The organism is Sinorhizobium psoraleae, from assembly GCF_013283645.1.
GTDB lineage: Bacteria > Pseudomonadota > Alphaproteobacteria > Rhizobiales > Rhizobiaceae > Sinorhizobium > Sinorhizobium psoraleae.
This window is the reverse complement of sequence record NZ_JABEKV010000004.1, coordinates 423,329-449,808: the sequence shown is the minus strand read 5'-3', so window position 1 is coordinate 449,808 and position 26,480 is coordinate 423,329. Positions and strand designations below refer to the sequence as shown.

General features: G+C 64.8%; 24 protein-coding genes and 1 riboswitch. Of the genes, 9 read left to right on the top strand and 15 right to left on the bottom strand.

Annotation, left to right across the window (positions count from 1 at the left end):
- Positions 1 to 134: 134 nt before the first annotated feature.
- From ILFOPFJJ_RS23135 to ILFOPFJJ_RS23125, 3 genes are read right to left on the bottom strand one after another with little or no spacing between them, the layout of a single operon-like run.
- On the bottom strand, positions 135 to 2,366 hold the full coding sequence (locus ILFOPFJJ_RS23135; RefSeq protein ID WP_173512891.1) for a xanthine dehydrogenase family protein molybdopterin-binding subunit: 2,232 nt from the start codon (positions 2,364 to 2,366) through the stop codon (positions 135 to 137).
- On the bottom strand, positions 2,363 to 3,340 hold the full coding sequence (locus tag ILFOPFJJ_RS23130) for an FAD binding domain-containing protein (RefSeq protein WP_173512890.1): 978 nt from the start codon (positions 3,338 to 3,340) through the stop codon (positions 2,363 to 2,365). Before ILFOPFJJ_RS23130 ends, ILFOPFJJ_RS23135 begins: the two co-directional genes overlap by 4 nt.
- A gap of 2 nt (positions 3,341 to 3,342) precedes the next feature.
- Positions 3,343 to 4,002 (bottom strand): (2Fe-2S)-binding protein, encoded by a 660-nt coding sequence (locus ILFOPFJJ_RS23125; RefSeq protein WP_376741444.1) that lies wholly within the window; start codon positions 4,000 to 4,002, stop codon positions 3,343 to 3,345.
- 215 nt (positions 4,003 to 4,217) lie between these two features.
- Between ILFOPFJJ_RS23125 and ILFOPFJJ_RS23120 the strand changes: the two genes are divergently transcribed.
- On the top strand, positions 4,218 to 5,126 hold the full coding sequence (locus ILFOPFJJ_RS23120) for a helix-turn-helix domain-containing protein (protein ID WP_173512889.1): 909 nt from the start codon (positions 4,218 to 4,220) through the stop codon (positions 5,124 to 5,126).
- A 149-nt stretch (positions 5,127 to 5,275) separates the two neighbouring features.
- Here the strand turns inward: ILFOPFJJ_RS23120 and ILFOPFJJ_RS23115 are convergent, their stop codons facing one another.
- Complete coding sequence (locus ILFOPFJJ_RS23115; protein WP_173512888.1) at positions 5,276 to 5,914, bottom strand: hypothetical protein; 639 nt, start codon at positions 5,912 to 5,914, stop codon at positions 5,276 to 5,278.
- A 228-nt stretch (positions 5,915 to 6,142) separates the two neighbouring features.
- Between ILFOPFJJ_RS23115 and ppk2 the strand changes: the two genes are divergently transcribed.
- Positions 6,143 to 7,057 (top strand): polyphosphate kinase 2, encoded by a 915-nt coding sequence (gene ppk2, locus ILFOPFJJ_RS23110; protein WP_173512887.1) that lies wholly within the window; start codon positions 6,143 to 6,145, stop codon positions 7,055 to 7,057.
- A gap of 146 nt (positions 7,058 to 7,203) precedes the next feature.
- Here the strand turns inward: ppk2 and ILFOPFJJ_RS23105 are convergent, their stop codons facing one another.
- From ILFOPFJJ_RS23105 to ILFOPFJJ_RS23095, 3 genes are all read right to left on the bottom strand, one after another.
- Positions 7,204 to 7,662, bottom strand: a complete 459-nt coding sequence (locus ILFOPFJJ_RS23105) for a DUF4168 domain-containing protein (protein WP_173513333.1) — start codon at positions 7,660 to 7,662, stop codon at positions 7,204 to 7,206.
- A 481-nt stretch (positions 7,663 to 8,143) separates the two neighbouring features.
- Complete coding sequence (locus ILFOPFJJ_RS23100) at positions 8,144 to 10,729, bottom strand: mechanosensitive ion channel family protein (protein WP_173513332.1); 2,586 nt, start codon at positions 10,727 to 10,729, stop codon at positions 8,144 to 8,146.
- Positions 10,730 to 11,014: 285 nt separating this feature from the next.
- Positions 11,015 to 13,294, bottom strand: a complete 2,280-nt coding sequence (locus ILFOPFJJ_RS23095) for a hypothetical protein (RefSeq protein WP_173512886.1) — start codon at positions 13,292 to 13,294, stop codon at positions 11,015 to 11,017.
- Between the two features lie 387 nt (positions 13,295 to 13,681).
- Between ILFOPFJJ_RS23095 and ILFOPFJJ_RS23090 the strand changes: the two genes are divergently transcribed.
- The 4 genes from ILFOPFJJ_RS23090 to ILFOPFJJ_RS23075 are packed head-to-tail and all read left to right on the top strand — an operon-like array spanning position 13,682 to position 17,419.
- Entirely contained in the window at positions 13,682 to 14,194 is a 513-nt protein-coding gene (locus ILFOPFJJ_RS23090; RefSeq protein WP_173512885.1) for a hypothetical protein, read from the top strand.
- 3 nt (positions 14,195 to 14,197) lie between these two features.
- Positions 14,198 to 15,430, top strand: a complete 1,233-nt coding sequence (locus tag ILFOPFJJ_RS23085; RefSeq protein WP_173512884.1) for an HlyD family secretion protein — start codon at positions 14,198 to 14,200, stop codon at positions 15,428 to 15,430.
- A 17-nt stretch (positions 15,431 to 15,447) separates the two neighbouring features.
- A complete protein-coding gene (locus tag ILFOPFJJ_RS23080; RefSeq protein ID WP_173512883.1) occupies positions 15,448 to 17,163 on the top strand; it encodes a SulP family inorganic anion transporter in 1,716 nt (571 codons plus the stop codon).
- A gap of 43 nt (positions 17,164 to 17,206) precedes the next feature.
- Entirely contained in the window at positions 17,207 to 17,419 is a 213-nt protein-coding gene (locus tag ILFOPFJJ_RS23075) for a hypothetical protein (RefSeq protein ID WP_173512882.1), read from the top strand.
- Positions 17,420 to 17,438: 19 nt separating this feature from the next.
- Here the strand turns inward: ILFOPFJJ_RS23075 and ILFOPFJJ_RS23070 are convergent, their stop codons facing one another.
- The 3 genes from ILFOPFJJ_RS23070 to ILFOPFJJ_RS23060 all read right to left on the bottom strand — a co-directional run bounded on the left by ILFOPFJJ_RS23070 (position 17,439) and on the right by ILFOPFJJ_RS23060 (position 19,066).
- Positions 17,439 to 17,906 carry a GFA family protein gene (locus tag ILFOPFJJ_RS23070; RefSeq protein WP_173512881.1) on the bottom strand — a complete coding sequence of 156 codons (468 nt, stop codon included), beginning with the start codon at positions 17,904 to 17,906 and terminating at the stop codon, positions 17,439 to 17,441.
- Positions 17,907 to 17,953: 47 nt separating this feature from the next.
- A complete protein-coding gene (locus tag ILFOPFJJ_RS23065) occupies positions 17,954 to 18,514 on the bottom strand; it encodes a DUF924 family protein (protein ID WP_173513331.1) in 561 nt (186 codons plus the stop codon).
- Between the two features lie 78 nt (positions 18,515 to 18,592).
- Positions 18,593 to 19,066, bottom strand: coding sequence for an Lrp/AsnC family transcriptional regulator (locus ILFOPFJJ_RS23060; RefSeq protein WP_173512880.1), 474 nt, complete (start codon positions 19,064 to 19,066; stop codon positions 18,593 to 18,595).
- Positions 19,067 to 19,176: 110 nt separating this feature from the next.
- On the opposite strand from ILFOPFJJ_RS23060, the gene ILFOPFJJ_RS23055 reads away from it, so the two are divergent.
- Entirely contained in the window at positions 19,177 to 19,734 is a 558-nt protein-coding gene (locus ILFOPFJJ_RS23055) for an RBBP9/YdeN family alpha/beta hydrolase (protein ID WP_173512879.1), read from the top strand.
- A 79-nt stretch (positions 19,735 to 19,813) separates the two neighbouring features.
- On the opposite strand, the gene ILFOPFJJ_RS23050 is transcribed toward ILFOPFJJ_RS23055, so the two are convergent.
- The 4 genes from ILFOPFJJ_RS23050 to ILFOPFJJ_RS23035 form a co-directional block, all read right to left on the bottom strand.
- Complete coding sequence (locus ILFOPFJJ_RS23050; protein ID WP_312032731.1) at positions 19,814 to 20,818, bottom strand: FecCD family ABC transporter permease; 1,005 nt, start codon at positions 20,816 to 20,818, stop codon at positions 19,814 to 19,816.
- 275 nt (positions 20,819 to 21,093) lie between these two features.
- Positions 21,094 to 22,041 (bottom strand): ABC transporter substrate-binding protein, encoded by a 948-nt coding sequence (locus ILFOPFJJ_RS23045; protein ID WP_173512878.1) that lies wholly within the window; start codon positions 22,039 to 22,041, stop codon positions 21,094 to 21,096.
- Complete coding sequence (locus ILFOPFJJ_RS23040) at positions 22,038 to 22,934, bottom strand: ABC transporter ATP-binding protein (RefSeq protein ID WP_173512877.1); 897 nt, start codon at positions 22,932 to 22,934, stop codon at positions 22,038 to 22,040. The genes ILFOPFJJ_RS23045 and ILFOPFJJ_RS23040 overlap by 4 nt, the downstream gene beginning before the upstream one ends.
- Before the next feature lie 17 nt (positions 22,935 to 22,951).
- Positions 22,952 to 23,416, bottom strand: a complete 465-nt coding sequence (locus ILFOPFJJ_RS23035) for a DUF1636 family protein (protein ID WP_173512876.1) — start codon at positions 23,414 to 23,416, stop codon at positions 22,952 to 22,954.
- Between the two features lie 108 nt (positions 23,417 to 23,524).
- Positions 23,525 to 23,737, bottom strand: a riboswitch (cobalamin riboswitch).
- A 143-nt stretch (positions 23,738 to 23,880) separates the two neighbouring features.
- Here ILFOPFJJ_RS23035 and ILFOPFJJ_RS23030 point away from each other — a divergent pair.
- A complete protein-coding gene (locus ILFOPFJJ_RS23030; protein WP_173512875.1) occupies positions 23,881 to 24,075 on the top strand; it encodes a hypothetical protein in 195 nt (64 codons plus the stop codon).
- 10 nt (positions 24,076 to 24,085) lie between these two features.
- On the opposite strand, the gene ILFOPFJJ_RS23025 is transcribed toward ILFOPFJJ_RS23030, so the two are convergent.
- Positions 24,086 to 25,864 (bottom strand): SLC13 family permease, encoded by a 1,779-nt coding sequence (locus tag ILFOPFJJ_RS23025; RefSeq protein WP_173512874.1) that lies wholly within the window; start codon positions 25,862 to 25,864, stop codon positions 24,086 to 24,088.
- A 323-nt stretch (positions 25,865 to 26,187) separates the two neighbouring features.
- Here ILFOPFJJ_RS23025 and ILFOPFJJ_RS23020 point away from each other — a divergent pair, with 323 nt between their 5' ends.
- Positions 26,188 to 26,478, top strand: a complete 291-nt coding sequence (locus tag ILFOPFJJ_RS23020; RefSeq protein ID WP_173512873.1) for a hypothetical protein — start codon at positions 26,188 to 26,190, stop codon at positions 26,476 to 26,478.
- Positions 26,479 to 26,480 lie beyond the last annotated feature (2 nt).

Below are 26,480 nucleotides of genomic sequence, written 5' to 3'. Positions count from 1 at the left end.
CCATCTTCACGCAGCAGGCGATCGAGTGCAACACATGGAAGCCGATCAGGCGAACTCGAACAGGGGCTCCTCGGCATGGGCGAGACGGGAGGGACGAAGCGTTCGGCCGGGGGGCGCCGACCGAACGCGGGATGTCACGAGACCAGCATGTCCTCGATCCGGATCGGCAGCGTGCGCACGCGAATGCCGGTCGCGTGGAAGACGGCGTTCGCGATGGCGGGTGCCATGCCGACGAGCGCGATTTCGCCGAGGCCCTTGACGCCGAGCGCATTGACGTGCGGGTCCACCTCGTTGACGAAATGCGCTTCGATGTCCGGAATGTCGAGGTTCACGGGCACGAGATAGTCCGCCATATGCGCGTTGACCGGCCGGCCGTCGCGCGTGTCGAGCACGGTCCGCTCCATCAGCGCCATGCCTATGCCGCCGACCATGCCGCCGACGCATTGGCTTGCGGCAAGCCGCGGATTGATGATGCGACCGGCGCCATAGGTCCCGATCGCGCGGCGTACCCGGATCGTGCCGACATCGGGATCGACCGCCACCTCCGCAAAGACGGCGCCGAAGGCATGCATCGAATATTTGCCTGCGACGTCGGGATCGCGCTTGGTGGACGCGCTCGCCTCGATCGCACCGCCGGCGCTCGCCGCAATGTCGCCGTAGGCCTGCCCCGGGGCAGTGTCGCCGCGGCGGCGCAGCCGCCCCTCCTCCCACATGACGCCATCGATCGACTCGCCGAAGACCGACGAGCGCTGATCCGCGACGGCGCGCCTTGCCGCCTCCTCCTGCACGGCGATGCAGGCGGCGCGGATCGCCGAGCCGACGGACGCCATCGTCCACGAGCCGCCATGGGAGGGAGCCGGCGGATAGTCCGAACGGCCAAGGCTGAAGCGGACGTTCTCGACCGGCAGTCCGAGCGTCTCGGCGGCAACTTGCGTCATCGACGTATATGTCCCCGGCCCCATGTCGCTCGCCGCCACTTCGATCTCGGCGGTTCCGTCGGGAAGCAGGCGCGCGAGTGCGCTCGATGGAGCGTGGAACGCCGGATAGCTCGCGGACGCGACGCCCATGCCGATCAGCAGTCGGCCATCGCGCATGGAGCGCGGTTTCGGATCGCGTTTCGACCAGCCGAAACGCTCGGCACCGGCATCGTAGCACTTCATCAGCGACCGGCTCGAGAACAGCTTCTCCTCGGCCTCGTCGATCTCAGGCTCGTTCAGACGGCGCAGTTCGATCGGGTCGAGACCGAGCTTGTAGGAAAGCTCGTCCACGGCGCATTCGAGCGCGAAGACGCCGCTCGCCTCGCCCGGGCCGCGCATGTAGGTGGGTGTGCCGGTGTCGAGCTTCACGAGCCGGTAGCGGGTCCGCACATTGGGGCAGGAATAGAGGAAGCCCGAGACCGAGGTCAGCGCCTCGATGAACTCCTCGTAGCGGCTGGTCTCGCCGTAGCCCTCATGGATCAGGCTCTTGAGCTTGCCGTCGCTCGCCGCCCCGAGCGCGATGCGCTGGAGCGTGCGGGGCCGGTGCCCGGTCGTGAAGAACATCTGCTTGCGAGTGAGAACGAGTTTGACCGGCCGACCCACCTGCCGCGCCGCGATGGCCGCAAGCGTGACGTGGGGCCACGTCCTGAGGCTCGTGCCGAAGGCGCCGCCGACGAAGGGACAGATCACCTGCACGTTCTTGACAGGCAGGCCGAAGATCGCAGCGATCTCGGCCTGTTCGTTGATGACATACTGGCTCTTGCTCCAGAGCGTCAGCCGGTCGCCGTCCCAGGCCGCAACGGTGGCGTGCGGCTCCATCGGATTGTGGTTTTGGCGGGCGATGTCGTAGCTCTCGTCGACCTTCACCTCAGCGCTCGCAAGCGCCGCGTCCGCGTCGCCCCGCCCGGCGTCGGCATCCGCCCGACCACCCCGTTTCGTGGCCTCCGGAACAACGGCGCTGGCGAGCAGACCGGTCGGATTGACGACCGGACGCTCGGCGGCGTAAGCGACATTAAGTGCCGCGGCGGCGCGTTCGGCGTGGTCGAGCGTATCGGCGACGACGATCGCCACCGGCTGGCCCCAGAAGCGCACCTTGTCGTCCTGAAGCACATGCAGGCGCTCGCCGATAGCCGGGTCGATCGAGCCCTTGTGCTCGCCGTAGGCAAGTCGCGGCGCATTGAGGTGGCTAATCACTGCGATCACGCCCGGCATGGCGGAAACGGCCTCCGCGCCGATCTCGGTGATGCGGCCAAGACCGGCCGTGGCGCTGACGATCACCGCATAAGCCTGGCCTTTCTGGTTGAAATCGGCCGCATAGCGTGCACCTCCCGAGACTTTGGCGCGGCCGTCAATGCGGGGGAGCGGTTGTCCGATGACATTCGTCGTCATGCCATTTCTCCTACCATTTCGAGCGTGCGGACGATCGTCCGCTGCAGGAGTTCCACCTTGTAGTGATTGCCGGAAGCCGGCCGTGCGCCGTCGGCCGCCAGCCGCGCAGCCGCATCGAAGGCCGGGCGGCCCGGCTCCTTGCCGATCAGCGCCGCCTCTGAGGCGCGCATCCGCCATGGTCGCGTCCCCACGCCGCCGCAGGCGATCCGGACCGAGCGGATCACGCCGCCCTCCGTTTCCATGGCAACGGCCGCCGAGACCAGGGCGAACTCGTAGGACTCGCGGTCACGCACCTTGAGGTAGCGCGCGCGACGGCTGTGCGGGCCGCCGGGCACCCGCACGTCCACGATCAGTTCGCCCGGCTTGAGCGTGTGTTCGAGATGCGGCGTATCGCCCGGCAGCCGGAAGAGTTCCTCGACGGGAAAAGTGCGCTCGCCTTCCGGCCCGCGGACGCGCATCCTCGCGTCGAGTGCGATCAGCGCCACCGCAACGTCGGACGGATGGGTGGCGATGCAATGATCGCTGACGCCGAGTATGGCGTGGCCGCCGTTGAGGCCGTCGATCGCAGAGCAGCCCGAACCCGGCTCGCGCTTGTTGCATGGCGCATCGAGCATGCGGAAATAGGGACAGCGCACGCGCTGCAGCAGGTTGCCGCCGATCGAGGCGACGTTGCGCAACTGCGGCGATGCGCCTTCGATCAGGGATTCGGCGACGAGCGGCTGCAGACGCAGGGTATCGGGATGGGCGGCAACCTCCGTCATCCGGGCGAGCGCGCCGATGACGAGATCGGAGCCTTCGACCCGTATGCCGCCGAGCGCAAGCGCATTGATGTCGACGAGCCGTTCGGGACGTTCCACCTCCTCACGCATGAGATCGATGAGCGTCGTCCCGCCAGCGATATAGCGCGCGCCCGCGGCCGCGGCGGCGATCGCCTCCTGTTCGCTGTGGGCCTTTTCGTAGCTGAATGGAAACATGGTCAGGTCCTCCCGGCGGCATCGGCGACGGCGGCGACGATGCCCGGATAGGCCCCGCACCGACAGATATTGCCGCTCATCCAGAATCGGATCTCCTCCGGCGAATGGGCGTGCCCCTCGGCGATGCAGCCGACGCCGGACATGATCTGGCCCGACGTGCAGAAGCCGCACTGGAGCCCGTCATGCTCGATGAACGCCGCCTGGAGCGGATGGAGTTCGTCGCCTTTCGCCAGTCCCTCGATCGTGGTGATCTCGGCACCGTTGTGCATGACGGCGAGCGTCAGGCAGGAATTGATCCGCTTGCCATCGACGAGGATCGTGCAGGCACCGCAGGCGCCCTGATTGCAGCCCTTCTTCGTGCCGGTGAGGTCGAGCGTTTCGCGAAGAACGTCGAGCAGCGACTGGCGCGGATCGAGCTCCAGTTCGCGCAATTCCCCATTAACCGTCAGTCGTATGCGCGCTGGCGTCACGCTCGTTCCCTCCTGATTTGCGATTGTTGCGGCCGGCGACGCGGCTTGCGCCGTGCCGTGAGGAATGGCCGCGAGCGTCGCGGCCCCTGCTGCCATCTGCAGAACGTTGCGTCGGGAAAATGCGAAATGGACGGCCGCGGTTGTGACCGGTGATCCCGCTTCCCCGCTCTCGGATTTGTCGTGTTCGGACATGGTAAACGCAGACTCCTTGCTGGAACGCGTGTTCGTTCTTTCAAGCGATCAGTCGATTTTGGGAGTGCAACGGGCCAAGCTTATGCAGGCGCGCCGAGCGCGCCAGCGTCCATGTTGCTGCGTTTTGTACGGAAGTGCTATGTTTTTGCGGGGCGTCCGGGAAGAACAGCGGCAACGGACCTCGAGCGGTAATTCCACTTGATAGGAGTTCGCGAATGGCCAGAGGAGCATATGGCCAGCGCTTGGGCGAGTCTGTCGGCGTCGAAGCGCCGCCGAGCATAAGCGTCCAGCGTCTGCAAAGGACGGAGTTCGCCGCCACGCGTGTCAGCTGGGACAAGAGGGAAGGAGACGGCGCCGGCCGGATCGAGCGGGAGGACGGCTATCTCGTCTGCCTGCAACTGCTCGATCTCGAGCCGCATCCCTATTGGGTAGGTGGTCGCCCGGTGCAGATTGCGCCGATCAGAAGCGGCCAGTTCACGCTTCTCGACCTGAATTCCGAGCATTCCTCCGTCCTCACGGACCCCATCGACTGCCTGGCCATCTACATATCGCGCCAGGCGCTCGACAGGACGGCCGAGGAACGGGGCGTCTCGCGCATGGGCACGATCGGGATAGCGCCTGGCGTTCCCAACGACGACATCGTCGTGCGGAGTCTCGGAACCAGCCTCCTGCCCGCACTGCAAAGGCCTGAACAGGCCAATCAACTGTTCCTCGACCATGTCGGCATGGCCCTGCTCACCCATCTCGGCAGCAATTATGGCGACATGCCGACCGGGCACCGGCCGCGGCGCGGCGGCCTTGCGCCCTGGCAGGAAAGGAGCGCCAAGGAGATTCTGCTGGCGCATCTCGACGGCGACATCGCGCTAGAGGCCCTCGCCCGCGAATGCGGTCTCTCGCGCAGCCATTTCGCCCGCGCCTTCAAGGAAACGACCGGCGCCCCACCGCATCGATGGCTGCTCGCCCGGCGCATCGAACGAGCACAGGACCTGCTACTGAACTCGAGCCTCTCGATTACCCAAATCGCCAGCAGTTGCGGCTTTGCCGACCAGAGCCATTTCACCCGGGTCTTCGCGAAAATCGTGCAGGCCGGTCCGGGCGAATGGCGGCGTTCCCGCCGCCGCTAGATCACTTCACTGTACCAAACAGTGAAGTGATCTAGCTCTTGAACCGCGCAATTGCGGACGGAAAACCGTTGCACACCACTCCTGGATTTGCTCCAGCCGGACCGCCGCCCTGCCGTTCGGGGCTCCGGAAACATGCGATACCGTCCCGCTCAGTTCGCGGCGAAGCAGTAGAAGAGCCCATCGCCGCCGGTGGTCTTGAAAGCCTCCTGCGTGCAGCCGCCGCGCGTCGTGTGCGAGGAATTCCAGGACTTGGCCGCGGCGGAATCGTCGAGGCCGGTCCGGTCGCTGTGGCCGACGATCGCCGCGCCCTCAGTCCCGCCCATCGTCCAGTTGCCGCAGGTCTCTGCCGCGGCGGTCCCGTCTGGATTCGAGCCCGTCAGGATGTCGTGACGGTTCGGCGTGTCGCCGCGGCCGTTGATGACCTCGCCCTTTTCGTTGAGCGCGGTCTGCTTCGTGACGTTGTTCTTGTCGCTATGGAGCGACGCCACGTCATCGGCGATCTTTTCGCCCTTGGCGTTGTACCACGGGCCGCTGCCGATCCGATCCTTCGCATTCTCCGCGTCGGTGGAAAGATAGGCTTTCCAGGTCTTGCCGGTCGAACCGCTCGCCGTCGCGAGTGTGTTGCAATAGGCGTCAGCACCCGCAAGACCGCCAAGGTCGCCGCCCTTGCCGGGATTGGCGCTGGTGACGAAGAAGCTCATGCTCGTATCCTGGGCATGGGCGGGGGCATTGGCGGCCACGACCGAACAGGCCAAGCCGGCCGCAACAAGTGCAACTGTGCGTTTCATGGTCTCCTCCCTGATGCAGGTTCCAAACCCGCGACAATGAGCCTATGGCGGCGAAGATAGGAGTAAAATCAAAACCTTGTGATAGGATTCGCGAGAGGATCGCTGCTCACGGCGTGGCGGGCGAACCGCCCCGGCACAGGTGGCGGCCAGCGGTTCAAATTTCTTTCACGCGGTTGTGGAACAGTCGCGAGAGACCGCGGTTGACGGTGAGAATACGGGAGAGATGACATGGACAAGAAGGATGCGGAAGGCCCGGACTGGCTGGAAGCCGAACTGGCCGATACGATCGATGAGGACTATGAGCTTGAGCTTTCCGAGCCGGCCCTTTCCGATGAGATCCGCAAGATCTACCGCAAGGCCCACCCGCCCTCGATTCCACGCCTCGAATATTTCCGCGCGCTGCTCCAGCTGCAGGCGGAGCTGATCAAGCTGCAGGATTGGGTCGCCTATCACAAGGAGAAGGTCGTCGTGATCTTCGAGGGGCGCGACTCCGCCGGCAAGGGTGGCGTGATCAAGCGCATCACCCAGCGCCTCAATCCACGTGTCGTGAGGGTCGTGGCGCTGCCCGCCCCTTCCGACCGCGAAAAGACGCAATGGTACTTCCAGCGTTACGTGCCCCACCTGCCGGCCGGCGGCGAGATCGTGCTCTTCGACCGGTCCTGGTACAACCGTTCCGGCGTCGAGCGCGTCATGGGTTTCGCCACCGAAGACCAGGTGGAGCAATTCTTCAATGACGTGCCGGAGTTCGAGCGCATGCTCGTGCGCTCCGGCATCCGGCTGGTCAAATACTGGTTTTCGATCACCGACGAGGAGCAGCAGATGCGATTCCTGATGCGCATCCACGACCCCCTGAAGCAGTGGAAGCTGTCGCCAATGGACCTGCAGTCGCGCGTGCGCTGGGAGGCCTACACCAAGGCCAAGGAAGAGACCTTCGCCCGTACCAACATTCCCGAGGCGCCGTGGTACATCGTCGAGGGCAACGACAAGAAGCGGGCCCGACTCAACTGCATCGACCACCTGCTCCAGCAGATCCCCTACGAGGACGTGCCGCACGATGACATTGCCTTGCCCGAGCGGGTGTTCAATCCCGACTACGAACGCAAGGTGCTGCCGCAGGAACTCTACGTTCCGTCGAAATACTGACGCAGCTACGGCGCCGCGCGTCCTGTCGGGCGCGCAAAGGCTTGCACTTTCAATGATGCGAGTGCCCGCGAAAGTGCGGGCACTGCTTGTGGAGCGACGGTGTGATTACCGTTGCGCCGGTTCATGGTGACTTCCGCGCGCCGCAATTATTGCTGAGCCGGTGCCTGCGCGGGTGCGGAGTTCTGGATCTTCTCCTGAACCTTCTTGGCCAAAGCCGGGTCGTTCTGCGCGGCCGTCAGGATGGATGTATATTCCTCCACGGAAATGTCCGGGGAGGCTTCAACGGCCTGAACCATCTGCTGGCTGGCTTCGGTCTGCAGCTTTTGCTTTGCAGCGTCGTCCGGTGTCGCTTCGATCTTGGCCGAATATTCCTGCCGGACCTTGTCGACTTGCAGATAGGCGACCGCAAAGGCCTCGATCTTCTGGTCGCTGACGGCCGCGCCGGTGCTATCGGGCTGCCCCTGCATCGGCTGCGTCTGTTGCGCCTGGGGCTGCGTCTGTTGCGCCTGGGCCATTTCCAACGCGGACGCCGGGCTGAAAACCATCAAGCTGAATGCCGCAGCGGTCAACGTTGCAACGGGTGTATAGCGAGTGATCATGTTCATTCCTCTGTAACGTGCATGACTTGATCGGCAGCAATACCGCCTTACAGCGCCCGTGGGTCTCCAGACGCGCAAAGGTCGCTGTAGTACTTGAATTGCCGCATGTTCTGGATCGGTACCGGTCCAAGGAACACGCAGCAGTCGTTCGTTCCTCCCCCTAGGGGGGCGACGCATTGGTGACGATGAACCGTCTAAGAGTGCTCGATGGGGCGGTACCGGGGCGATTTGCTGACCATTGAGCGGCAGCTTTGTGGTCATCGACGCGAGCGGCGCGGCGAGCGTAACGACGACGTCCGCCCCCGCTTTGGCCAAAACCGCGGCGGCGCAAAGCGAACGCTTGGCGGTTAGCAATGCGCTTCTCATTCCTGTACCCGTCACTGGAATGAGAAGCGCCAGTCTTCGTGACAACCCGAGGCGCTGAAGCAATTCAGTCCCGTCCGCGGCTGATCCCGGCGCGCAAACCTCGCAAACGGCGGCCGCCTCGTCACCCCCTGCGGGATCCGCGTTTGGCGACGCGGGACGGCGCGCTTTCCGGCGCCTCTTCCGGTTCGGCCGAAGGCTCGGGCTCTTGCGCGGACGAAGGCTCTGCCTCGGCCGAAGCCTCTTCCTCCGGCGTCGTGTCCTCGATCTTCAGCGGGAACGGCGCGCCGATCCCCTCGTCGCGGAAGCGCTCGTAGATCGAGACACGAATGTCGTTGCGCACGTTGCCCGCCGTCAGCACGTCGGCGACATAGATGCGCAATTCGAAGGTCATGCGCTCGTCGCCGAAGGCGGTGAAGCCGACCGAAGGCGACGGGTTCTTCAGCACCATCGGATGGGCGGCGGCGATCTCCTGCAGCAGATCGATCACCCGGCGCGGATCGCTCGCATAGGTAACGGTGACGGTGATCTCCGAACGGCCGAGCTTGTTGCGGTGCGTCCAGTTGCCGACCGAGGCGTTGATGAGCAGTGAGTTCGGCATCATGATCGACTGGTGCTGGAAGGTCTCGATCTCGGTGGCGCGCACGGAGATGCGTCGGACGAAACCTTCGGTCGTGCCGCTGACGATCCAGTCACCCACCTTGAAAGGCCGCTCGACGAGCAGGATCAGGCCAGAGACAAAGTTCGAGACGATGTTCTGCAGGCCAAAACCGACGCCGAGGGACAGAGCACCGGCGACGAGCGCGAGGCTCGACAGGTCGATGCCTGCCGCCGAGAGACCGATGAGGCCGGCAAGGCCGACGCCGACATAGCCAATGCCGGTGCGGATAGAGTTGCGCACGCCGGCATCGACCCGGCTGCGCGCCATGACGTTGCCGTCGATCCAGCGCTGCACCCAGCGGGTGACGACGAAGCCGAGCGCGAAGAAGAGCACGCCGGCAAACAGGCCGACGAGCGAGATGGTGATCGTGCCGATCCTGATCTCGGTCAGCACGCGATAGGCCCAGGATTCGATATCGGCGGTCTGGAAGCCCCATTGCAGCAGGATCAGCGGAATGAAGAACAGCAGCACCAGCGCATAGATGCCGAGCCCGGCCGCAAGCCCGATCTGGTCGAGTGCCACCTGCTCCAGATTGAAGCGGCGCTCGAGGTAGCGCCCTGGCACCGTTTCGGCAAAGGCGCCCTGGCGGGAGACGGACTTGCCCGTGAGAATGCCGATATACATCGTCACCAGAATCGCACCGGTGACGATGATCTGGGTGGCTATGAAGCGAGCGAGGCCGACATAGCCGGCAAGCGCGATGGCGACAAGCAGTGCGCCGAAGAGAAGAAACGAAATCCAGATGACGCGCGGCCAGGCCCGCCCGGGCGCATCGAAGGGCTCGTCGGGCCGCAACATCGGCCGAATCCAGGCCATCGACATCAGGATGAGGCCGATGATGATCGAGGCCACGAAACTCTTGGCAACGGTCAGGATGACCGGCGAGCCGAGAGATTCGCTGATGCGTCCAGCGAGGTAATCGAGGACGTTGACCAGCGCCATCGCGACGATCGAGATGAACAGCATGCGTGCGCCCTGGTCGGAAACGCGCACGAGACGCCAATTCGATTGCCGAGGAGACAGCACCGCCTGGGCGAGGCTGGTGACGAAGAGCAGCACGACGGCGACCGCCAGCGTGATCGCCAGAATCGGCGCAATATCCGGACGCAACACATTGAAGCTATTGAGGAAGAAGTAGCTCGACATTGCGAAGGCGGTTGCCGACACTGTCGGGATCACCGTGGACCAGAAGGCGACCGAGAGCTGCCTGAAATAGTTCGGCTCCTCCTCGTCTCCATTCTGCCGGAGGAAGGGCGCGAAGAGACGGCGGCTGCCGGCGAGAAAGATCAGCGCCGCGCAGAGCGAGAGGAAAATCGCGATGAGAAGCGGTACGCGCTTGTAGTTCCAGGCAAAGGTCAGCCAGCTTCCGACGCTGCGCGACAGCGCTTGAGTCTCGCCGATTGTCGTCGTGACGGCCTCCGCCAGCGTTGCCGCCGAGATCTCGGTGTGTCTCAGAAGCGTGTTGGAGAAGAGCGCGCGTCTAGTCGCGGTGATGCCGTTGGCAAGCTTCCTCGCCTCGACCGAAAGGTTTTCGGCACGCCCCGTCAGCGCGTTTATCTCCCCCCGTTCGGCGATCAGGCGTTTTCGTTCCTCCGTCACGATAGCGGCTTCCGGCGGTTGCCCTTCGCCGGGCGGCTCACCAAGCTCGGTGAGCCTCGCCTTGATCTCCTCCAGTCGCGGCCGCATCGCAACCGTGGCGGCAATGATCTGGCCGGAAAGGGCATCGACCTGCACCTTCAATTCTGCCAGCAGCGTATCGTCTTCCCTCGCCTTTTCGACGCGCTCGCCAAGCAGCTTCAGCTCACGATCGGCATTGGCGAGTTGCTCCTCAGCCTGCTGCAGAGCCGGAGAAGCAGTCTCCGCGCCATCATCGGGCTGGTCCTGTTGCGCAGGCTGGGCCTGCGGTGCCGGTGCGGCCGGCTGCGTTTGCTGGGCCGGCTGTGCGGATTCGGTCGCCTGCTGGGCGATGGCCGGGCCGCCGCCGGCAAGCGCAATGGCTCCGGTCAGGACGGCGAGCGAAACGGCGGTCAACTTTCCAACAAGATGCAATTCGATACCCTTCGAAGTCCCGGATGACGACACGGAATCACGTCCAAGCCTAGATCACGATGATTCCAGCTTGAATCAACCGAAAACAGCGAGCGTGCCGGCCATTGCCGTTCCTCCCGGATCTCGCGCCAACGCTCGCGACGATCCGCTCTGCATGCGCAACACGGCAAAAAAATGCAGAAGCAGAGGATTGGGACGTTTTTTTGCCTGAACCCAGGCGTCCATGCCGCGCTTTCCGCTGGGCGGGAGGGCGGCTCGCGAATGCCCGGCCGATGGCACGCACGGCTACTGCACGCCCTGGAAGGTCGCAACGACATTGAGGCGGGCATTGCCGTCCTCGTCCTCGCTGACGGACACCAGCGCCCACCAGCCGGCGGTGAGGTCGCTGCCGGTCCAGCTCAGGACGGTCGGATCGGGGTTCATCAGCCCGGGGAAGGTTTGAGGCGGGAACACCGCGCCGTTGATCTCGCCGGCGACCGCCCAGGTGGTCGCGAGACTGACCGTGACCTTGGCCTGGCTGCCGGTCGGCGGCTGCGGCAGCGCGATGGTGGCACTCGCGCCGTTTGCCGTGAACGACTGGCCGGTCAACCACTGGGGCGTGACCGTCCATGTCGCACCGGCGAGCGCGACCTTCTGCGGGATCGGTGCTCCCGGGCCGACATTGAGATGGAGCTTGCCCGTCTGCGGCGGCGGGTCGGTCAGGGTGATCGAGAACGGCGCGTCGAAATATTGGACCGGCGATTTGACCAACCCCGCCGGGTTGGGCTGGCCGGCCTTGGGCGAGAAGGAAAAGGCGGTACCCGTGCTGCCGACGACCTTTCCGTCAAGCAGGACCTGTGCACCGGTCACCGCACCGCCGGTATCGACGTCAACCGCCGTCACCGTAACCGATGCGGTCGAGCCCCGCACCACGGTCTCCGGCGTGACGCTGACCTTCAGATGGCCGCGCGTGACGGGCACGCCGCGCCCCTCCTTGGCGCTGGCGTGAGCACAAAGCGTCTGCACGACAAAGACCACGTCCTCTTCGGTAAGCGGCGGCGCCCCTACCGGAATCCAGGCATCGGAATATTGCGTGTCGACACTCGACCGGAGCACACCGTTGACGAGCAGATGCGCGCGGGCGCCGCGCAGGAAGCCATGGGCGTAGACGAAGGGCGCGGCCGGCCTGACCGGCGCCCCGATCTCCGGCACCGGGATCGGCGCGGGCAAGGGATGCACGCGGTCCGCCGCGGAATCGCCGTTGGCATTGCAGCCATATTGCCGGATGAAGACCTTGTCGTCCTCGACGAGCGGGAACCACGTCTTGAAGAACACCGTCGGTTGATCGACGAAGACGAGATCGCCGAGCGGCAGACCCGTTGCAGTCGAGCGCGCCTCGACCTGCGAGCCGGGATGGGCGCTCTGCATCACCACGACGCGGGCGCAGTCGTAGAGCGGGCCGGCGAGGATCGGCACCATATAGGGTCCGCCTGCGGCCGCAAATTTCGCTGGCGCGGCTTTCGCGCTCGTCAGCCCGCAACGGCTCTGCGCGGCCGTCAGCAGCACTGGCTGTCCGGCGGACGTAACCGGGTTGACGCCGGGCGGCAGGTTGAAGGGCTCGCTCGAGGCGCTGACGCCGGCCGTTCCGATCGCGGTCTCGACGATCGTTCCCGGATTGGCCGGGTCGGGTGCGCGCGTGTAGACAGTGACGACCGATCCCGGTGCCAGATTCGAAAGCTTGATCTGTGCGATCTGCGGGCAGATGTCGGACTGGATCGTCGGCGTCGGAGGCGTTACCGGTGGTCCGACCGGCACCGTGGTTGTACCGCTTTCACTGTTGAGACGCGGGAACGCCTGCTTGACCAGCATCTTCCCCTGCCGGAACTGCGGCGCGCCCCAGGCGGCATAGGCCTCGGCCGGATTGAACCAGGTGGTGACGACGCCCTCGTTGTCGGCGATGAGGTCGGCCGACGGCGTGACGCCCGAAACGTTGATACTGGTCTCGCAGGCGGTCACCGGCTGGGCGACGTTTGGCGTTGGAAGATCCACTTCACGGCCGATTTGCACGAGCGGAAGACTGGCGACGGACGGGCTGGAGATTCCGGCCAGCGTCTGCTCCGCTACGAGCGGCGTCCCGGCATCGAGGCTGGCGCCCGCAAGGATCGGGATCCAGGCGGTGGTTTCGCTGCCGCCGCCAAGCCCGACGACCGTGCCGTTGTTGCTGATCGTTACCGAAGCGCCGGGCACGAGGCCACTCAGCCGCACGGCGGACATGGCCGTCGTCAGCGGCGAAACGAAGACCGGCGACGGCGGGGGGTTGGGGAGGTCGATGACCGGCACGCTTTGCGGCGAAGGCGCGCTGCTGCCGTCCGTCGTCGTCTGGACGGCGGTGATCAGTTGCCCGGCATTCGGCGTGTCGAAGATTGTCACCCAGACGGTGCCGTTCGATCCGGCGACGGATTTTCCGATCTGGCCGCCGTCGGCGAAGAGCTCGACCGTCGCGTCGGCGAGAACTCCGGTGACCCGAACTGAGGGAGAGAAGCGCGTGATCGGCCCATGCACGATGGGCGGAAGCGGGAGAACCATGAAACACTCCTGGGCGGACGGGCGTGCGCCGGAAGGACGCACGGCGCTGCAGTTCAGTTTCGAACGACTAAACGCAATTCGCTGCAAGGAACGTATTTCAGATTTCGGAAAACGACCTTGGCATAGCCCAAAACGGTTGTATTGTCAATTGCTTGGCAATCAAGAGGCGCAATCGCGGGCGGCTCGTGGTCGCCTGTAGTGGCGAGATGGGCTGAACCGATAACGACCGCTGACACCGCCCCTTCCCCTACCCCACTAAAACCAACCCGCCGCCACCCCCATCCTTTCATGCGCGGCCATCGCCGTATCGGTCCCGGGGAACGCTTTGAAGTCCACGACATAAGGCGTATGATGCGGCCTTGGCACGGTCTGCTTTGGGGGGACGAAATGGCGGAAGCGTTGCATCCGGCGGCAGTGGATCATCTGCCTGTTTTCATTACCGCACCGGGAGAGACGGACGTCCTGTTCAATGTGATGACCGTCTTCGTGCTGCTCGTGGTCTTCCTGGTCGGCATCCTCTATCTCAGGCTGCACGCGCTGCCCGAACACATGGCGCATGGCGCAAGCAAGGGGCAGTTGCAGATCATCGGCGTGCTGTGTTTGATCGCGCTCTTCACCCACAATCATCTGTTCTGGATCGCCGCGCTGCTGCTCGCCATGGTCGAGTTTCCGGACTTTGCCTCCCCTGTGAAGTCGATCGCCCGCTCGCTCGCCAGGATTGCTCGCCGCGACGAGAGGGCCGACGAGCGCGAGGCCGCGCAGAGCGGACTGGCGGCGATGAGGTCAGAAGCTCAACGGAAAGCGCCCCCACCGGAGCAGCCGCCGGCAGGCGGGCCGCAATGGGTGCCGCTCGAAGTCGTGCCGGCGCCGGGCGACGACAAGATCGAGCACAGGGGGTGAGCCATGCTGGAATTCCTGATCTGCTCGCTGCTCACCATCTTTCCCGACTATCTCGTCCGCCGCTATGTCCAGGGCAAGCGCATCGGCCGCGAGATCAATCTCTATTCGATGTGGTTCGAGTTGCGCTACGGCATCACCGCTTGCGTGATTCTCACAGTGTCGCTGATCACGATGATCTTCTATTTCCACCCTTCGACCACCAATGTCACCGCCGTCTTCCGCACGGTCACCATCCTGCCCGAGTCGAACGGGCGGGTGGCCGAGGTCTATGTCGGCCTCAATGAGAAGGTCGCGGCCGGCACACCGCTTTTCCGCCTTGACGATGCGCAGCAGCGGGCGGCGCTTGAAACCGCACGCCGGCGCGTCGCGGAAATTGAGGCGCAGACGACCGTGGCGCAGAGCGAGCTTGCCTCCGCCGACGGCCTGATCGCACAAGCGCAGGGCGCCTACCTCCAAGCGTTGAACGAACTTCAGACGCAGGTCGAATTGAACCAGCGCAACGCCAACATTGTCTCGAGGCGGGAAATCGAGCGGCTGCAGGTCGCCGCCGACGGCCGCAAGGGCGCACTCGCCGCCGCCGTTTCGAACAAGCAGACCCTGGAGACGAAGATCTCCTCGCTCCTGCCGGCGCAGAAGGCAAGCGCCGAGGCGGCACTCGCCCAGGCTCAGGTGGACTTGGACAAGACGACGGTGCGCGCCGGCGTCGCCGGCACCGTGCAGCAATTTACCCTTCGGCCCGGCGACATCGTCAATCCGATGATCCGCACCGCGGGCGTCCTCGTGCCCGAACAGGCCGGGCGCGTGGCACTTGTCGCCGGCTTCGGCCAGATAGAGGCGCAGGTGATGAAGGCCGGGATGATCGCCGAGGCGACCTGCATCGGCAAGCCCTTCACCATCATCCCGATGGTGGTCACGCAAGTCCAGGACGTCATCGCCGCCGGCCAGTATCGGCCGACGGATCTGCTCGTCGACGCCCAGCAATTGGCACGCCCCGGCACTCTGACGACCTATCTGGAGCCGCTGTATGCGGGCCAGCTTGCTGGCATCCCGCCGGGAAGCAGCTGCATCGCCAATGCCTATACCAGCAATCACGACGAGCTGGAGTCGGGGAACATCGGCACGCTGCGGTGGCTGTACCTGCATATGGTCGATGCGGTCGGGCTGGTGCATGCGGCGATCCTGAGACTCCAGGCGCTGCTGCTTCCCGTCCAGACCCTTGTCCTCAGCGGCCATTGATACGGAGGCGACCGGCATTGCGGTTCACTCCCCCTCGGCTGCCGCTGCTTGCGAATCTTCGCGGCTACAAGGCGAGTTGGCTGAGCGGCGACATCTCCGCAGGCCTGGCGATCGCTGCCGTGGGTTTGCCGAGCGCCATCGCCTATCCGGCGATCGCCGGTCTTCCGCCGGAAGCCGGCCTCTACGCCAGCATCACGCCGCTCATCGCCTATGCGCTCTTCGGCCCTTCGCGGCGGCTGATCGTTGGGCCGGACGCCCCGACCATGACGGTGCTGGCAGCGGTCCTCACCACCGTCTATGCCGTGCCGGGGGTGGCTGAGGACCGGGTCGCCGTGGCGGCATTGCTGGCGCTCGCCGTCGGCGCCCTGTGCCTTATCGCGCGCGCGGTGCGGCTCGGTGTGCTCGCGACCTTCCTGTCGCGCCCGATCCTGATCGGCTTTTTCGCCGGCATCTCGCTTTCGATCCTGATCGGCCAGATCGATCGCATCACCGGCATCGATATCGAGGCCGAGGGCCTGATCACTCCTATCCTCGAACTTGTCGGCAAGGCCGGATCGATCCACTGGCCGTCCCTCATACTGGCGACCGTGTCGTTCGCGCTCCTGCAGGCGGCGCGCATCGTGCATTCGCGCATTCCCGGGCCAGTCCTGGTCGTCGTGCTCTCGGTGCTGCTGTCGGCCCTGTTCGATTTCGAAGGACAGGGCATCGCGGTCGTCGGCGAAATTCCCCGCGGGTTGCCGTCCTTGACGCTGCCGTCGATCGCGGGCCTCCACCTCCAGTCGCTCCTGCTTGGCGCCGGGGCCATCTTTCTGGTGAGCTTCGGCTCCGGCATCATCGCCGCCCGCAGCTTCGGAACCAGGGGCGGCTACGTGGTCGATCCGAACCGTGAGCTCGAAGGCTTCGCAGCGGCGAACATCGCCGCCGGCCTCTTCGGCGCCTTTCCGGTCACCGCCTCGGACTCACGCACCGCGGTGAATTTCACCGTCGGAGGCCGGTCGCAGATCGCGAGCATCATTGCAGCGGCGGCGCTGATGGCGGTCCTCCTGTTCTTCGGTAACATCCTGCGCATCCTGCCGATCCCCACGCTCGGCGCGGTGCTGGCGGCGACCGCCCTCAGCCTGATCGATCTTTCCGCCCTGAGGGCGATCTGGCGCATCAGCCGCATGGAGTTCGTCTTCGCGCTGATCGCATTGTTCGGCCCAATCAGTTTCGGCGTCCTGGAGGGCGTGGTTACGGCCATCGCCGCGACGCTGGTCTACATTTTGCGCAAGACAATGTTTCCGCGTGACGCCTTGCTCGGCCGCCTTTCCGGCCGTGACGGCTTCTACAAACTGCATCGCGTTCCCGCCGCCAGCCCGGTGCCCGGCTTCACTGTCTACATGGTCCAGGGCAGTCTCCTTTTCTTCAACACCGATTACGTTCGGGCACGCCTGCGCACCGTCACTAACGAGCTGCCGGCCGATACCCGGTGGTTCGTGATGGATGCGAGCGCGATCGCCCAGATCGACATCTCGGCGGCCGCGATGCTAGAGGAGGTTCATGACGATCTCGCAAAACGCGGCATCGCGCTTGCGATCGCCGAGCTGCATTTCGAGGCCCGCGAAATCCTCGAGCGGGCCGGCGTGATCGCGAAGATCGGCGCCGGGATGATCTTCGAGGATCTCGAGGATGCGCTGGACGCTTTCGAAGCGGCTGATCGCAAGGCGGCCGCCGCCGAGAGGAAAAGTGTGTAGCTGTCTTCCATCCGGAATTGCGCAGTTCAATGATCGAGGCCCGGTGACAATCGCAGGAACGGACCGCGCGCCGCTGGAGGAAGCGCCGACGGAAAGGCTGCTTTCTCTGCTGAAGCCGATAGAGGAAACGGTCGAGGGCAAGAGCAACCAGCTTCAATCCGTCGTGGAAACCTTGCGGTCGCGACGCGTGAGCTGGGCCCATATCGGCCAGGCGCTGGGCATATCGCGGCAAGCGGCCTGGGAACGGTTTTCCTAAAGCATAGCCGCCCGGCGCCTCACGCCGCCGGATATCCGGCCTGCCTGCGATATTCCGCGACCAGCCCCTCATAGGCCTCGAACGGCGGCAGCGCCTCGTAGCTGTGGACGGCGGGCGTTGTCGCCCAGGGCAGTTTCTCGCTCGTCCAGGTTTCGACGAAGGGCGAGAACCAGCTCGGGTCGTCGAGCATCGTCGCGCGGAGATTGACGAACCAGTCCATGCCCTCGGGACGAGTGAACATCCAGCTCATGCAGTGCGGGCAGAAATAGTGTCGGCTCGCGCCGTGCAGGCCGCCGATCACCGGCTCGCCCTTGGTGACGGAAAACCCCTCGCTCGGGATCGCGGCGCTTAGCGAGAAGGCGCTGGCGGTCATCCGCTGACAGCCGGTGCAATGGCAGGCCATTGTCAGGAGCGGCGGAGCGCTGACCTTAAACCTCACTCCGCCGCAGCGGCATCCCCCTTCCCAAGGCAAATTGCTTTCGGTCATGCTTTTCTCCTTCAGTGTCCGTCGGTATTGGCTCACCGCCCGGCCTATCAAAATCCTGCGCCCGGCTTAGCCAAATAAGCCTCCTCGGCCGGTGTAGAGGTCCGTCCGAGGATGGCGTTGCGGTGCGGGAATCGGCCGAACTGCTCGATCACCTGGCGATGGCGGATGGCATAGTCGAGATAGTCCGCATCGCCGAGCTCGGTGAAAAGTTTTACCGCCATCGTCTGGTCGGCTAGGTTTTCTGAATGCTCGAACGGCATGTAGAAGAAGGCGCGCCATTCCTTGGACACCGCCAGATCGGCGCTCGCGCCGATGGCGAGATTCGCCTCGCGCAGCGCCAGGCAATCGGTGGCGAAGGCGAGTGGCGAGCCGCGATACATGTTGCGCGGCAGCTGGTCGAACAGGATGATGGCGGCGAGCCAGTTGCGGGGCGTCTCGCGCCAGATGTCGTCGAGCTTTCTCGAAAGCGCCAGATGCGAGGCCTGGAAGCGCTGCACGCAATGCCGATCGAGTTCGTCACTCGGCGTGAACCATTGCTCATAGGAAAGCTCCATGAACCAGAATTTAAGGACCTCTTCCGGCGTGCAGATCTCGATCTCGTCAGCCATTCCTTGCCTCTCGTGACTTCCGGCCATCAGATAGAGGGCGATCATGCCGTTTCCACCGCCGATCGCAACGCCGTCGGTTCATCGCCGCTTAAGCAGAGCCCGGCCGATGGATTTCGGGGGCTCCGCGCGCAAGACCAGCGACGTCGTCACCGCCCCGAATCTGGCGATCGCGTCGACAATCGTCTCAAGCTCTCCGGGCGATGGAACCAGCACCTTCAGCAGAAAGCAGTCCTCGCCAGTCAGCCGCAGCACTTCCACGATATGCGGCATCTCGGCAAACTGCTTGAGACAGGGCCGGATGTTCTCGTGCGTGGTGCGCAGCCGGATGACGGCCATCATGCCCAGTCCAAGCGCGGCCGGGTCGACCCGCGCGCCATACCCGACGATGAAGCCGCGCTCCTCCAGCCGCTTGACGCGTTCCGACGTCGCCGGCTGCGAGAGCCCCACCCGGCGCCCCAGTTCCGAGATCGCGATGCGGCCATCGTCCTGCAGCGCTTCGAGGATGGCGATGTCGGTCGGGTCGAGTGTGCGATGATTTTCCACCAATGTCATGTCTGGCCTTTAATTCATCGGATACCGGAGACGTTTTCCGATAGTTCTGCATTCCAGGCGAAAATGAAAGCCGTCATCCTCTCCCGGTATTGGAAACGACAGGAGGCCCCATGACCACCTTCATCATTCTGCCGGGGATCGGCGGCTCGGGCGATGCCCACTGGCAGACGCTCTGGGAGAACGAAGACCGGAGAATGCGCCGGTTTCGGCCGACGAGCTGGGACAGCCCGGACCTGACGGACTGGATTTCCGCGCTGGAGCGGTCGGTCGCCGCAGCGCCCACACCTCCCGTGCTCGTGGCGCACAGCCTCGCATGCCTTCTCGTCGCACACTGGCAACAGGCTTCCGTCCTGCCGGTCGCCGGCGCGTTCCTTGTGGCGGTCCCGGATCCGCAAGCGGCGGCATTTCCGAGCGAAGCGAAGGGCTTCGCAGACCCACCCACGGCCACACTTCGTTTTCCCTCCGTCATCGTCGCCAGCGCTGACGACCCCTACGGCACCCTGGCGTATGCACAAGCCCGTGCCCCCCAATGGCAAAGCCGGCTCGTTGAAATCGGCGCCCGCGGTCACGTCAATGGGGAGAGCGGTCTTGGCCGCTGGCCGGAAGGTTTGAACCTGCTGATGACATTTGCGGCCAAATGCGTGCCTGTGGCGGGCCTCCAAGCCTAACGAGGGCCGCCAAGGCAAACCGTGCAGTCACGTTACCGAACGGAGCGCCCCGTGACGACACGTGACGGCAGAACGTGGCTCACCCCCGACGCTTGAGAATGCCGATGAAGGCGATGCCGCCGGCAAGGCCGGTGACGATGCCGATCGGCATGTCCTCGGGCGCCACGACGACGCGGGCGATGAGGTCGGCGAGGATCAGCGTCAGCGCGCCGGCAAAGGCCGAAAGCGGGATGACGCGGACATTGTCGCTGCCGGCGAAGAGACGAACGAAATGCGGGATCATCAGCCCGACGAAGCCGATCGCGCCCGAAAACGCCACCATCACCCCCGTGAGCAGCGCCGTCACCACGAAGAGCATCAGGCGGAAGCGGCGCACCGGAATGCCGAGCGTCATTGCCGTCTCGTCGCCCATGGCGAGCGCGTTGATCTCGCGCGCCCGGATGGTGAGCCAGCCGAGGCAGACGGCGAGCACCAGCGCCGGATAGACGAGATGCGGCCACTGCGCGAGGCCGAGACCGCCGAGCATCCAGAAGATCACGGTGTGAACGGCACGCGGATCGCCGAGGAAAATCAGGAGATTGCCGGCCGCCGTCAGAGTAAATGCGACCGCGACGCCGGAAAGCACGAGGCGGTCGGCGCCCATGCCGAGCACGCGGCTGACGAGCGCCACCAGCGCCGTGGCGCCGAGCGCGCCGGTGAAGGCGAAGAACGGCACCGTCACAAGACCGAGGACAAGGCCGGTGTGGAGCAGCGCGACGATCGCGCCGAGCGCCCCGCCGGCCGAGACGCCGAGGAGATGCGGATCGGCCAGCGGGTTGCGCGTCACCGATTGCAGCACGGCGCCTGTCACCGCAAGGCCCGCCCCGACGAGCGCGGCGAGCACCACGCGCGGCAGGCGCACGTCCCAGACGATGCTCTCGCGCCCGGCCGACCACAGGACCTCGACGCTGCCCGGCGCGACTTTCGCCGCAATGATCGACCAGACGGTCGCAAACGGGATCGGCGCCGAGCCGAGCGAAACGCCAGCGGTGACCGTCAGACAGAACAACAGCGCTGCGGCGAGGAAGAAAAGCGCGGATTTCACGTCGGTTGTAGCCTCCGGGTTTCTCGGACTTGAGGGCCAGATGCCGCGGCATCATTACTAGGAATCATTGGGGTTGCAGAGCCTTCTTCATCCGGTCGCGGTGAGCAGCCGCTCTTGCACGCCGCCGACGTGGGCGCTGCCGAATTCCTGTGACGAGCACGGACGTGAGGTTCTGGCGTAAGCCATCGCGCCTTCCGCCAGTGCCGCGATGCCGCGGAACGTGCGACAGCAGGCGCGGAAAGCTGACGCAATCCGTCTTCGCACGTCACGGCCACTCACATCGCTTCTGCGTGAAAACTCTTCGCCAGCCGCCGGATCCCCTCGATGTTGCGCGGGCCTGGCGTCGCCTCGACATATTCGAGCACGACGAAGCGGTCGTTCTTTACGGCGTCCACATTCCTGAAGGCCGGATTGTTCTTCATGAAGGCGATCTTCTGCTCGGCGCTCACCTCGCCGTAGTCGACGATCACCACCACCTCCGGATTGCGGTCGATCACCGGCTCCCAGGAGATTTCCGTCCAGCTCTTCTCGACATCATCAACGATGTTGACTCCGCCGGCCGCCTCGATCATCGCGGTCGGAATGCCGTAACGGCCGGAAGTGAAGGGCTTCTCCTCGCCGGAATCGTAGACGAAGACGCGCACCGGTCGCGCGGCGCCCTTGATCTTGCCGGTGATGCCGGCAAGCTCACGTCGGTAGCCCGCGACCAGCGCCTCCGCCCTCTCCTCGACGCCAAAGATGCGGCCGAGGTTCAGGAGATCGACGAACATGTCTTCCATCGTCGGCTTGCCCTTGGCCATGATGTGGATGCAGCTCTCGGTGAGCTCGTACACCTTGATGCCGAAGGGCGACAACGTCTCCGGCGTCACCTCGCCGCCAACCTTCATGCCGTAGTTCCAGCCGGCGAAGTAAAAGTCGGCATCGGCGTTGAGCAGCACCTCCTTGGTCGGGTATTTTTCCGCAAGCTCCGGCAGCGCCTTGACGCCCTCGCGCAGGCTCTCGTTCAGCGTCTTCCAGCCGGACACGCCCGTATAGCCAACCATGCGGTCCTGCAATTTGAGCGCCAGCATCATCTCCGTGAGGTTGACGTCGTTGGAGATCGCGCGCTCAGGTGCGGCATCGAAGGTGACCTCGCGGTTGCAGCTCTTGACGGTGACGGGATGGGCAAGCGCGGGCGCCGCGGCAAGGGCAAACAGGCCGGCGGCAAAAAGAAGTCTGTTCATCGGGTGGCTCCTGTGGAACTGGAAGATCGCGCGACGGCAGGCGCTGCAGGCGGCGCGAGCGTGAAGGAAAATCGGGAGCAGCCGGCGGCATCGCCATGCGCCGTCGCGTGGACACCGAAGGCAGCCGAGAGCGCCGAAGGCTGCAGCACCGCCTCCGGCGAGCCGAAGGCGGCAAGCCGCCCCTCCGTCAGGATCGCAACATCGGTCGCGAACTCGGCCACGAGATTGATGTCGTGCAGCGTCGTGACGATCGTCAGCTTCAGCGTTTGCAGGAGATCGAGGATTTCGAGCTGATGGCGGATGTCTAAATGGTTGGTCGGCTCGTCGAGGATGATGATCTTCGGTTCCTGGGCAAGAGCGCGGGCAATCAGCACCCGCTGCTTTTCGCCGCCCGAAAGCGTGGCGAACTGCCGTCGCGCCAGATGGGCAAGGTCGAGATGCTCGAGCGCATGCGCGACCCGCTCGCGATCGCGATCGCTCCAGCCGCTGATTCCCCCGCGACGCGGGATCCGTCCCATCATCACGACGTCGCGCACGCTGAAGGGGAAATCGCCGGGCATTTCCTGCAGCACCACGGCGATCGTCCTTGCCGCCTCGCGCGCGGTCATCGCCCAGAGGCTCACGCGGTCGATCTCGACGCGGCCGGCGATCGGCTCGACCGCGCGGTAGAGGCAGCGCAACAGCGAGGTCTTGCCGGCGCCGTTCGGGCCGATGATCGCCAACCGGCTGCCCGGCGCGACGGAAAAGCTGATGTTGCGGACGAGGCGAAGACCAGCGCGCGGGCCCCATTCCAGTCCTTCGACGCGGAGGCTGGCGCCCGCGGCGGGATCAGGAAAGGCGTGAAGCGGTTGTCCGCCCGCATTCCGCGGCCCATTGAACTTGTCACAGCTCATGAAAGTGCCCTCTCCGCTCATTGGAACCGCCCTGCGGTTTCCTCGGAGACGAGGAGCGCTGCCGGAATGCGGGAAAGGCCCTTGCCGCCCGGGCCGAAGTCCGGATGCGGGAAGGCGGGAAACAACTGCGCGTCCTGCTCCGACTGGCCGTCACACCCGGTCGAGGGCAAGACGCTGCCTTGCCCCTTGGCAAGAGTGGCGGCGAAGCTCACGAGATCATCGATGTTTTCCTCCGGCGAAATGTCGCCGAAGAGGTAGGTCGCTTTGCCGGTCGCCTGGAAGGCGATGGTGCAAGGCCGTGTGCAGGCGGTCATCGCGACGGTGCCGGCGATCGCGAAATCCCGGTCGAGCGGCTTGCCGAGCGCGCTGAGGCTGCGGTTCAACTGCGCGAGCAGCTCGGCGCCGGGCCGGCACGGCCCTCCGGTGAAGCGGCAATCGGTGCAAAGGGTTATCTTGTGCTGTCGGAAGTCTGATTTCGCCATGGCTCATTCCCGCCGGGCTGGGCCGGAGAGAAAATGGCGAAAATGCAAGAAGACGGTTGCCCGCCAAGCAGAAGCCAGTTCTTTTCCATCGGAACACCCCGTCCGTTGTGGTTGATCGGTTCGATGGCAGGTCTCCTGGCTCGCGGGTCGTCGCGCATCCACGTCTTCCCGGCTCGTCGCCAGTGACATGGTGTGAATGCGCTTTCCGCTCACAGTTGCGGGGGCAGCCACGGTTTCGGCCCCTCCTGGGTCGTCCTCACCGTGTTCCCTTTTCAGCCGCTTCCGGGTCACGGAAGCAGCACCATCGCGCCCTTGGTGACATGAATCGCGGTGGCAAGCAACCGGTGGATGAGGGAGGCAGGGAGATATCAACACGGGTGGGTGTCTCGTTGCGAAGCTATGCACTGTTATTAAATAACATTACATTTGGCAAGGTACGGACTCTCGCAATGTGATGATAGCGCGTGACCGAGCAAACATCTCACGCCGAAAACAGGGTTTCCGGCCAAGAAGTCCACGAAGAGACGACGTTTCGGCGACGGGCAGCGGCGGCTGGAGGCCATATCACCTCGCGCCGGGATGTGTGGCTCGCGACCGGCGGCGAGATCGCCGACTGGTACAACAGGAACTATCTGAAAGATCAGGCGACGACGCGATGAACCACCGGGTCTATCTCAGCGGCCAGACCCACAACAGCATCGGCACGGCAACGAGCACGATGACAATGGAAAGAGGCAGGCCGAGGCGCGGATAGTCGCTAAAGCGGTAGCCGCCGGGACCCATGACCAGCGTGTTGCACTGGTGGCCGATCGGGGTCAGGAAATCCGAGCCCGCGCCGATTGCCACCGCCATCAGGAAGGCATCCGGCCGGTATTCGAGCGCCGCGGCGAAACTCGCGGCGATCGGCGCCATGACGAGCACGGTGGCGGCATTGTTGAGGAAGGGCGTGACGGCCATCGCTGCGATGAGGATGAGGGCAAGCGCGCCCGCGGGCGGCAGGCCCGAGGCGACGCCGCTCAGCCAGCCAGCTATGAGGTCCGAGCCGCCGGTGGTGCGCAGCGTGTCGCTGACCGGGATCAGAGCCGCCAGCATGACGAGGATCGGCCCGTCGACTGCGCGGTAGACGTCGCGCAGCGGGATCACGCGGAAGACCACCATAGCCAGCGCCGCCGCGAAAAACGCGACCGGTACCGGCACGACGCCGATCGCGGTCGCCCCCATGGCTGCGGCGAGCACGAGAAGCGGCACCGTCGCGCGGCGGATCGTGCCGAGCAGGATTTCGCGCTGTGCAAGCGGCAGACAGCCGAAATCCTGCAGGAAGGGCGGCAGATCGCGCCGCGTCCCCTGCAAGACGACGATGTCGCCGGCCTGCAGCCGGATGCTGCCGAGACGCTGCTTCAGCCGCTCGCCCTGGCGGCTGACGGCCAGGAGATTGATGTTGTGATTGTTGAAGAGTGCCAGCCGCTGCGCCGTCATGCCGACGAGCGGCGAGCCGCTGGCGATCACCGCCTCGACCGCCTCGATGTCGGCCGGCGCCTTGCCGTTGCTGGCCGCCGGCGAGCGGTCGCCGGAAATCCTGAGCTTCGCCTGGGAAACGATGCGGTCGAGCGCCGCCGGCCCGCCTTCGAGCAGCAGGATATCGTCGGCCTCGACCTTGATATCGGGCAGCGGTGCCAGATGTGTGCCGCGCCGGAAGATGGCGATGACGACGGCGCCGCCGTCGCCGAGCTTGACCAGGTTTCCGAGCGGCTTGCCAATCCCAGGCGAACCGGCCGGGACGATCGCTTCGGACGTGTAGTCCGTGATTTCGATCGCCTGGTTGACGGAAACGTGCTGGCTCTTGCGCTCCGGCACCAGCCTGTAGGCGAAAAGCAGGAACACCGCGCCGACCGCCGCCAGCGATGCGCCGACGGGGGTGAAATCAAACATCGTGAAGCTTTCGCCGGTCAGATCCTGCCGCATCCGCGAAACGACGACATTGGGCGAGGTGCCGATCTGCGTCATCAGCCCGCCGATCAGCGAACCGAAGGCCATCGGCATCAGGAACACCGAAGGCTGCACATTCGACCGGCGCGCGAACTGGAAGGCGACCGGGATCATGATCGCCAGCGCCCCGATATTCTTGATGAAGGCGGAAAGCACCGTGACGGTGACGACGAGAAGCGCGAGTTGCGCCCTCACCGACGTCAGGTCCGGCAGGAAGCGTTGGATCGCCGCATCCACAACGCCGGAGCGCGCAACACCCGCACTGACGATAAGCGCGCTGCCGACGATGATGACGATATCGTCGCTGAATCCGTCGAAGGCATGGTCGAAGGGCACGATGCCGACCGCGACCGAGAGCATCAGCGCCGAACACGCGACAATGTCGTAGCGGAAGCGGTCCCAGATGAAAAAGGCCATCATGGTGCCGATGACAAGAAACGAGAGCGATTGTTCGGCGGTCATGGGCAGTACCTGAAGCAACGCGGGTCGGGCGATGGCCTTCCAAAAAGCGGCCTACGCAGGCAGCCCCAACGAAACGCGCGAACAGCAGTTCGTGCGACCGTGGCCCTCCGGCGAGTCCGGCTCCTTACATCCTTCAAAGCGGCCACCAGATGCAACAGAATTCGCATCGAAGCACCAAACGTCACCAGGAAACTGCCCGAAACTCGTTGGCTCCTTTGATCGTTGTTGAAGAAGGAATAAGATATGCAGCCAGTTTGGCGTGTATCAACGGGCCGCTCGCGCAATGGAGAGGGGCGCAATCGCCGGAGCCAAGGAAAACCGTCATGAAGATCGCCCTGCCCGCCATTTGCCTGGGTTTTCTGCTCGCCGCCTGCGCCTCCACCGCCCCGCCGTCCATCGGCTACTCGCGCAATCTCGAGCCCATTCCCGGCAGCATAACCTATGGCGGGCAGCCGCGCACGAAGCTGACCAAGGCGCCAGTCGGCAGCATCGTGCCGCACCGGTTTCGCGACAAATTCGGCCGTCAGGTCTCCGAAACCTATGTCATAGAGCCGGACCGTTCGCTGCAATTGATAAGTCGCCGCATCGACTATGACCTCCCCAGCGACCGATAGGA